The sequence below is a fragment of the Marinomonas foliarum genome (genome assembly GCF_016906065.1).
Classification (GTDB): domain Bacteria; phylum Pseudomonadota; class Gammaproteobacteria; order Pseudomonadales; family Marinomonadaceae; genus Marinomonas; species Marinomonas foliarum.
The window spans coordinates 2,610,703-2,619,619 of sequence record NZ_CP070273.1; the positions used below are offsets into that span (position 1 = coordinate 2,610,703).

Consider the following 8,917-nt stretch of genomic DNA (forward strand, 5'->3'; position numbering starts at 1 on the left):
TATTGGAGATACAAACCATGGGTAGAATCATTGGTATTGACTTAGGTACAACGAACTCTTGTGTTGCTGTGTTAGATGGCGAAAAAGCGCGCGTTATTGAAAACGCGGAAGGCGATCGCACCACGCCTTCTATCGTTGCCTTCTCTGAAGACGGCGAAGTACTAGTTGGTCAATCTGCTAAGCGTCAAGCGGTAACAAACCCAACAAATACTCTATTTGCTGTTAAGCGTTTGATCGGTCGTAAATTTAAAGACGACGTGGTTCAAAAAGACATCTCTATGGTGCCTTACAAAATCATTAGCGCAGACAATGGCGATGCTTGGGTAGAAGTGAAAGGCGACAAGAAAGCGCCACCACAAATCTCTGCTGAAGTTCTTAAGAAAATGAAGAAAACAGCGGAAGACTACCTAGGTGAGAAAGTAACTGAGGCAGTAATCACTGTTCCTGCTTACTTTAACGACTCTCAGCGTCAAGCAACAAAAGATGCGGGTAAAATCGCAGGTCTTGATGTTAAGCGTATTATTAACGAGCCAACAGCAGCGGCATTGGCTTACGGCCTAGATAAGAGCTCTGGCGATTCTACTATCGCGGTTTATGACCTTGGTGGTGGTACGTTCGATATTTCTATCATCGAAATCGCTGACGTAGATGGTGAGAAGCAATTCGAAGTATTGTCTACCAATGGTGATACTTTCCTAGGTGGTGAAGATTTCGACATGCGCGTAATCGAATACCTAGCAGCAGAATTCAAGAAAACATCTGGTATCGATCTACACAACGATCCACTAGCGCTACAACGTTTGAAAGAAGCGGGTGAGAAAGCGAAAGTTGAGTTGTCTTCTTCTTCTCAGACAGAAGTTAACTTGCCTTACATCACTGCTGACGCGACTGGTCCTAAGCACTTGAACGTGAAATTGACTCGTTCTAAGTTGGAGTCTTTGGTTGAAGAGCTAGTGTTGAAATCTCTTGAACCTTGCCGACAAGCATTGAAAGATGCTGATCTTTCAGCTTCTGATATCGACGAGGTTATCTTGGTTGGTGGTCAGACTCGTATGCCTCTTGTTCAAGCGAAAGTAACTGAATTCTTCGGTAAAGAGCCACGTAAAGACGTGAACCCAGATGAAGCGGTTGCTATTGGTGCATCTATCCAAGGCGCGGTACTTTCTGGTGATGTGAAAGACGTTCTTCTTCTAGACGTTACACCACTGTCTCTAGGTATCGAGACAATGGGCGGTGTCATGACGGCGTTGATCGAGAAAAACACGACGATTCCTACTAAGAAATCTCAGACGTTCTCTACAGCAGAAGATAACCAAAATGCGGTAACTATCCACGCATTACAAGGTGAGCGTAAGCAAGCGTCTCAGAACAAATCTCTAGGCCGTTTCGACTTGGCGGACATTCCACCTGCTCCACGTGGTGTGCCACAAATCGAAGTAAGCTTCGATATCGATGCTAACGGTATTTTGAGTATTTCTGCGAAAGACAAAGCGACAGGCAAAGAACAGTCTATTGTTATCAAGTCTTCTTCAGGCCTAAGTGATGAAGAAGTAGAAAAAATGGTTCAAGATGCTGAAGCTAACGCAGATGAAGACCGTAAGTTCGAAGAGCTTGTACAAGTTCGTAACACAGCGGACGGCATGATTCACGCAACTCGTAAAACTTTGACTGACGCTGGCGATAAAGCAACAGCAGAAGAAAAAGAAGCGATTGAAACAGCCATTACTGAGCTTGAAGAAGCGCTAACATCTAATGACAAAGAGAAAATCGAAGAGAAAACCAATGCGTTGACTCAAGCGTCTGGCTCTTTGGCTCAGAAGATGTATGCAGACGCTGAAGCAGCTGAACAACCAGCAGGCGAAGGCGAGCAGGCTAAGTCTCAGGATGATGCTGTTGATGCAGAGTTCGAAGAAGTAAAAGACGATAAAAAATAAGCGTTAAACACTTATTTTGCCTCTATTGATGGGGCGGTAAATAGCAAGCACGGTTTTGAACCGTGCTTTGCTGTTTACACTATCTTCGATTAATGAGCGCTAAGGAATGTCGATCTATTCTGGCGATTTTCGACTCAGAACATCTTAGATAAAGAATACTTTTAAATTCAGACTTTTCAAAATTCAGGAATGCCTGCGATGAGCAAAAGAGACTATTACGACGTTCTTGGTGTTGCCAAGAGTGCGGATAAGAAAGACATTAAAAAAGCTTATCGTTCTTTAGCGAATAAGTACCATCCAGACAAAAACCCAGATAACCCAGAAGCGCTTGATAAGTTTAAAGAGTTAGCAGAAGCCTACGAAATTTTATCTTCTGATGACAAGCGCGCCGCATATGATCGATTTGGTCATGAAGGTGTAAATGGTCAGGCTGGCGGAGGCTACGGCGGTGGTGCCGGTGCTGGTGGTTTCAGCGACATTTTTGGTGATGTGTTTGGTGATATTTTTGGCGGTGGTGGTGGCGGTCAAAGCCGTACTCGTCGTGGTTCGGATCTGCGCTACACACTAGAGCTAGATCTTGAGCAAGCTGTTTGGGGTTGTGAGGAAAAAATTCGCATCCCAACGCTGGTTGGCTGTAACACGTGTGATGGCTCAGGTGCGAAAAAAGGTTCCACTCCGAAAACATGTGGTACCTGTGGTGGTGCTGGTCAAGTTCGTATGTCACAGGGCTTTTTCTCTGTACAGCAAGCGTGTCCAGAATGTCATGGTGCAGGTCAGGTAATCAGTGATCCTTGTAATGACTGTCATGGTCAAGGCCGAGTTCAAGAATATAAAACACTGAATGTTAAGATTCCTGCGGGCGTTGATACAGGTGACCGTATTCGTTTGTCAGGTGAAGGTGAAGCTGGGACACATGGTGGCCCTGCTGGTGACTTGTTTGTACAGGTTTCTGTTAAACCACATAACATTTTTGAACGCGATGGTGCGAATCTGTATTGTGAAGTACCTATTAGCTTCACGACTGCAGCATTAGGTGGCGAAATTGATGTTCCTACGCTGGATGGCCGTGTGCGACTAAAAGTCACAGCAGAGTGTCAGTCAGGTAAATTGTTCCGTCTACGTAATAAGGGGGTAAAGCCTGTTCGTGGTGGACCAGTGGGTGATTTGATTTGTAAGGCGGTTGTTGAAACGCCGGTTAACCTTACAGCTCGTCAAAAAGAACTGTTTACTGAATTGGCTGATAGCATGGGTGAAGGCACAGATCATTCACCTAAGCAAAAAAGTTGGTTTGATGGCGTAAAACGTTTTTTTGATGACATCAAAAAATAACTGTTTTACAGCTGATGTATTGTAAAAAAGGCGCCTATTTGGCGCCTTTTTCTTTTAATAGATAGTCGATGTAGTTACGTAGCAAGCTAGCGGCATTGGTGAAGCTTTTATTATTTGGAATAATAAAGTCCGCTTTGCTGCGAATGTCGATGGTCTTGAGAGATGCTTGGCGAACATGTCTCATATATCGGCTGGTCACTTCATTAACATCGCGTCCGCGTTCAGCGATATCGCGTTTTAGTCGACGTACGATAGCGATGTCCATGTCAGTATCAACGTAAAGCAAGTAATCAACGGCGTCTCGAATTCCTGCGTCTTGAAACATCATATGGCCTTCTACAAGAACAATATGGGTTGGGTCAAGATTACGATAACCAACACGTTTGTGTTGAGAATGATCGTAAACTGGGATTTCGTTAGGTTGTTGACGATTTTTGCAATTGTGAATAGCAAGGGTGATGCTTTCTAGGTCGAGCGAGCTAAGGTCGTCGAAATTGTATACGTCAGGGTCGATACTGCCGCATCCATTATAAAAGCTGTCTTGGCATAATACGGTGATTTTATCACCTTGGTCTTCTGCTAATAGAGAACATAGTCGACTTTTCCCACTTCCGGAAACGCCGGTAATGCCGATTACAAGTGCCATTGGTTACCTCTGAAAATAAAGTGCGAGCGCTTCTTGAATTGAAGGTGCTTATAGTGTGATATTATATATCAGCTTTGACTGTTTTTGACTGTTTTTGACTGATAAACTGAATTAAGACCTTAAATTGAGATGATTGATGTCTAGAAAAGTTGCTCCAGTGTTGCTCGTGTTTGCTCTGGTTCTTTTGGTGAGTAGGCCTGCTTCTGTTATGGCTGAAACAAACGAAAGTATTGCTTTATCTGATGCGGCAGAGCTGTTTGGCTTGCCTGTTAAGGGGTTGGCGCTATCTCAGTTAGAGTCTCGGTTGGAGAGTATGGGGTTGCAAAGTTACCCTTCCTATAAGCTAGGTGTTGTGAGTTATAGCTTGGGGCCTGAAGGTATTTTGGGCGTAACCAATGCGACGATTCATTTCAATAGCTCTAAATATGTTCGCCAAGTTCTTTTATCGGGCGTGGTAGAAAGTAATGAGAAACGTAAAAATTTAGGCGAATTATTGGGGCGCAAGTATGGCCCCCCCAGTGAAGGCTTTTTGAATGGTGGTTTGGGGCGTTCAAAATGGAGCTTCAGAGATGGTACAACAATAGATTTTCGTAACACGACCTATGATGTATCTGTTTTGTATGTTGATGAGCAGCCTAAGGTCATTTCTCGATCTGGCAAAATCGATGTAGAGGCTTTGTCTAATAAAAAATAATGGAATTTATTCTGCCGTGCTTTTGGTGTAGTTAGTTGTATATGTTTATTTTAGATCTCAACCTTCGTTTAGCGCATTTCATCCAGCCTCATTTACAAGATATTTCTTTGGCGCTGGTCGCAACCTGTTTGGTCGTATATGGCGACAAGGTAAACGGCATTTTAAAGCGATGGGTATCTTCTTGGGTGTTTATCGCTAGGGTGTCAGCGTTTATTCTTATGTGTACATTTGGTTATGGCTTATTGACGTTGTGGAGTCAGCCTCTTGTTTATTGGGGAATTACGCGTATCGATTTTGTTTATCGACCAGCTTTTATCTTCTTCTGTTTTTGTGTTTTGGGGATTTTGGCTGAAAGAAAGCGTCATTTGTAAAAAAAATCATGAAAGTTCCTGTCAGTTTTTGTTGCCAAATTACCACATAACACTCTTGTTCTTGGTGATATCCCTTTAAAAATTGGAATTATGTAGTAAAGTTCCTAGACCCTTCTCGTTATTTCGTTATTTCTATAAAAAAATGCCCTAAAGTCCCGATTTTAAAGGTTTTTTGTAGTCTTCTTACAATTTGTTTTTGTCCTTCTCTGCCGTTAGACTGCGCCCATATTGATATAACAAAGTCTTTTTTCGGGGGCAGAAAATGACAAGCACTTGGTTACAAGCACTTTCACAAGCAGAATCCATGATTCCTCTTTTAGGTAAACTTGGTCGTGAGAAAGCGGTAAAAGTTCAACTAGCAGGCAACACCTTAATGGCGGATTCTGTTACTGGTCTTATGGCTGCATTTGATCAACATCCTGAATTAGATCTTGTTCAAGTCTATCAAGTGTTAGAGCAAGTATTGGTAAGCGATGTTTCTAATACTGTGGTTGAGCTAGAGTCTTTGGTTGCTGAGGCGGATGTGGCAACTGTGTTGGCGAATCAATCGAGCGATGGGTCTGAAACTCCTGTTGTATTGTACGGTTTTGGTCGTATTGGTCGATTGCTTGCTCGTCGTATGTGTACGCTTGGTCACACGACACCTGGTATGTCACTTGCTGCCATTGTTGTACGTAAAGCGTGCGACAACGATCTTGCGAAGCGTGCTAGCTTGCTTAAGTACGACTCTGTCCATGGTACTTATGAAGGTTTGGTGAAAGTTGATGAAGCAAATCAATCCTTGATTATTAATGGCTCACCCGTAAAAGTCATTTACGCATCAGACCCTGCTGAAGTTGATTACCAAGCTCACGGTATCAACAATGCCTTATTGGTTGATAACACAGGGCGCTGGCGAGATCACGACGGTTTGAGTGTTCACTTGAATCGCCCTGGTATTGAGCGTGTTGTTCTAACTGCGCCTGGCAAAGAAATGAAAAACATTGTCTTTGGTGTTAACGATAATGATGTAACCGATCAAGATCGTATTGTTTCTGCAGCGTCTTGTACCACGAACGCGATTACCCCGATCTTGTCTGTACTTGAAGATAAATTTGGCATCGTATCGGGTCATGTTGAAACCGTTCACGCTTACACGAATGACCAAAACCTAATTGATAATATCCACAAAGGTGATCGTCGTGGTCGTGCTGCAGGCATGAACATGGTGATGACAGAAACTGGTGCAGCAAAAGCTGTATCTAAAGCGATTCCTTCTTTAGAAGGTAAATTAAGTGGCAGTGCGATTCGTGTTCCTGTGATTAACGTATCTATCGCTGTATTGAGTTTGAACTTGAAATCAGCCACCTCTGTTGATGAAATCAACCAGTTGTTAAAAGCTGCATCTGTTAGCGCTGAATTGACAGGGCAGATTGGCTACAGCGATGAGGCTGATGCTGTGAGCTCTGATTTCATTGGCTCTCAACAAGCGGGCGTTGTTGATTCTCTATCGACCAAGGTTCGTGGTAATCAAGCGATCTTATACGTTTGGTACGACAATGAGTATGGCTACAGTTGTCAAGTTGTTCGCTTGATGGAGAAGCTGGCACAAGCAAATTTTATTAGTACTGAGTTGCTTAAGGATGAAGCGGCTTAAGCGAGTGAAGAGATGATCTAACACATTTATATGTGTTGTTGAACGGCGGCCTTTGGGTCGCCGTTTTTTTATTTGTTCATTATGTGATTTTTGGGCAAAAAAAAACCGGACAAATGTCCGGCTTTAAAAAAGTAACTAGCAGTTATGAATAACGTCATCCTGTGGGAGATGATGGTATTCATCTAAACCATGACTGTGGGGACATGATTTAGAGGGATACAGTTAGGGCTGTATCGATACATATTAGGCCGCTGTTCAACCTAAGAGATATACATATTCTAGCTTTATTGATTGTTCTTACAAACGATATAAATTGATTTGTTGGATTAGTAAAATTAATGCAAAATACTTGTATCCGTTTCTATGAAAGTGATCTTCTTTGGGCACTTTATTAAATTCTGGGTGGTTTTCCTGAAATTACTATCATATAGCGCTCTTTCCTAGCCTTTTATAGGGTGTTTTTTGAGTGGTTTATGTTGCGATGGAAGGTCGGTTCGGTCATTTGTTGTTTTGCAGTAGCTGAGGTTGTCTTATGGTGGTTTTTTTATGAAGTCTGTCCCTTTGGCTGGCTTGGGTACGTTTTCCATTGCAGCACGTCATTTGAGTTTTACCAAAGCCGCTCAAGAAATGCATTTAACGCAAGGGGCGGTTAGCCAACAAATTCGACAATTAGAAGAGCGTTTAGGTTTAACTTTATTTGTTCGTTACCATCGCCGGCTTGAGCTGACGGTGGCAGGTGCGCGATTGGCAGTGCAGCTTAATCTTAGTTTTACTGAGATTAATGATCTAATTTTAGAGCTTCAGGAAGAGGAAACATCCAATATTCTGACAGTGTCTGTAATGCCTTCTTTTGCAACAAAGTGGCTGATTCCTCGACTGGGAAGTCTGCAAGAAGCGTATCCAGATTTGCAGCTGCGTATTCAGGCTAACGATAGAGAGGTGAACTTTCAGCGAGATCGTATTGATGTTGCTATTGTGCATAGCCATGTTCACAGCTCAAAAGGCTATATTGTGCCATTAATGAAAGACAAAGTTTTTCCTGTTTGTAGTCCAGCTTTCGCCCATGCTCGTTCATTAAGTGAGGCCAATCAGTTAGCGCAAATGTCTTTATTAAATGATGATTCCGAATGGCGTTTTTCTAGTCCGTATGCTGAATGGGAAAAATGGCTTTTATTGGCAAATGCGAAGGGCGTGAAGCCGTCCCGTGGTATCAGCTTCAACCGTGGTGATCTTGCTGTGCAAGCCGCTGTGGCAGGTCAGGGCGTCGCTTTGGGAAGAACGCCCTTGGTTATGGATGATATTCAACAAGGGCGACTAATGCGGCCGTTTACCGAGACGCTAGATGAAGGTCACGCCTATTTATTTGTTTGTCCAGAAATGCAGCGTCAGCGGGAGCCCGTTCAGCAGTTGTTGCGCTGGTTGGTGACAGAATGTTATGAATATTCTCCCGATGATGCTTTGACGATGTTGAGTGAGCTTGGTTAGCTTTGGTTTATGAATTAGTTATCTAATAATAATTTGATTGAAATAGCCAAGCACATAATAATCACCATTGGGCGAATGAGTTTCGCACCTTTGGTGATTACAAGGCGTGAGCCCAGTTGTGCTCCAAACCATTGCCCTATTCCCATCACAATGCCTAAAGCCCAAATCAGGTGGCCGCTAAAGGCGAACATCGCCAAAGAGGCCAGGTTGCTTGTTGCATTCAGTACTTTGGTGTGTGCGGTTGCTGAAACCACGGTCAGTCCCATCAAGCACAAATAGGCGGTAGAGAAGAAGGCGCCAGTTCCTGGGCCAATCAAACCATCGTAAAAACCAATGCTGGTACCGATAATAACCGCAAATTGTATATGAGTGAGTGAGAATTTGCTGGCAATATAAGGTTGAACTTTAGGTAAAAAGAAAAAGAAAATGGCTACTGCGATTAATATAAGCGGAACGGCTTTGAGTAGTAAGCTACTGTCTAAATACGAGACTAATAATGTACCGCAAATAGCACCGGTGGCTGTCATTAGAATGGGGAACCACATATCAGACAGTGTAACTTGTCCCTTTTTAATAAAGTGATAAGACGCCGAAACCGTGCCTGCGCAACCTTGCAGTTTATTTGTTGCTAGTGCCTCTGCTGGTGACAGTCCAGCGGCTAATAGAACAGGAACAGTAATGAGTCCACCTCCGCCCGCGATAGCGTCAATAGCACCGGCAAAAAACGCCGCACCAAAGAGGGCAAGATAGATCCAAATGGAGATATCGAAAAAGGCAAAGTCCATTGTACATTTTTTCCAGTAGAAGAGATAAGCGATGCTA

Annotated in this window: 8 protein-coding genes; 6 read left to right on the forward strand and 2 right to left on the reverse strand. The window is 43.2% G+C overall.

Annotated elements, in window-relative coordinates; all coding sequences use genetic code 11:
- Positions 1-17 precede the first annotated feature (17 nt).
- Both dnaK and dnaJ read left to right on the forward strand, forming a co-directional pair.
- Positions 18-1,934, forward strand: coding sequence for a molecular chaperone DnaK (gene dnaK, locus JSY38_RS12125; RefSeq protein WP_114411324.1), 1,917 nt, complete (start codon positions 18-20; stop codon positions 1,932-1,934).
- 198 nt (positions 1,935-2,132) lie between these two features.
- Positions 2,133-3,263, forward strand: coding sequence for a molecular chaperone DnaJ (gene dnaJ / locus JSY38_RS12130; RefSeq protein WP_114411323.1), 1,131 nt, complete (start codon positions 2,133-2,135; stop codon positions 3,261-3,263).
- 34 nt (positions 3,264-3,297) lie between these two features.
- On the opposite strand, the gene JSY38_RS12135 is transcribed toward dnaJ, so the two are convergent.
- Entirely contained in the window at positions 3,298-3,909 is a 612-nt protein-coding gene (locus JSY38_RS12135) for a uridine kinase family protein (RefSeq protein WP_114411322.1), read from the reverse strand.
- Between the two features lie 136 nt (positions 3,910-4,045).
- Between JSY38_RS12135 and JSY38_RS12140 the strand changes: the two genes are divergently transcribed.
- The 4 genes from JSY38_RS12140 to gcvA all read left to right on the forward strand — a co-directional run bounded on the left by JSY38_RS12140 (position 4,046) and on the right by gcvA (position 8,095).
- Complete coding sequence (locus JSY38_RS12140; RefSeq protein ID WP_205113418.1) at positions 4,046-4,603, forward strand: uridine kinase; 558 nt, start codon at positions 4,046-4,048, stop codon at positions 4,601-4,603.
- A gap of 41 nt (positions 4,604-4,644) precedes the next feature.
- Positions 4,645-4,974: a DUF3392 family protein gene (locus JSY38_RS12145; protein ID WP_114411320.1), complete on the forward strand. Its 330-nt coding sequence runs from the start codon at positions 4,645-4,647 to the stop codon at positions 4,972-4,974.
- 262 nt (positions 4,975-5,236) lie between these two features.
- Positions 5,237-6,610 (forward strand): glyceraldehyde-3-phosphate dehydrogenase, encoded by a 1,374-nt coding sequence (locus JSY38_RS12150; RefSeq protein WP_114411319.1) that lies wholly within the window; start codon positions 5,237-5,239, stop codon positions 6,608-6,610.
- A 546-nt stretch (positions 6,611-7,156) separates the two neighbouring features.
- Complete coding sequence (gene gcvA, locus JSY38_RS12155; RefSeq protein ID WP_205113419.1) at positions 7,157-8,095, forward strand: transcriptional regulator GcvA; 939 nt, start codon at positions 7,157-7,159, stop codon at positions 8,093-8,095.
- Positions 8,096-8,109: 14 nt separating this feature from the next.
- Here gcvA and JSY38_RS12160 read toward each other — a convergent pair whose 3' ends face one another.
- The gene (locus JSY38_RS12160; protein WP_205113420.1) at positions 8,110-8,880 is read right to left on the reverse strand and encodes a TSUP family transporter; all 771 of its coding nucleotides are present in this window, start codon (positions 8,878-8,880) and stop codon (positions 8,110-8,112) included.
- Positions 8,881-8,917 lie beyond the last annotated feature (37 nt).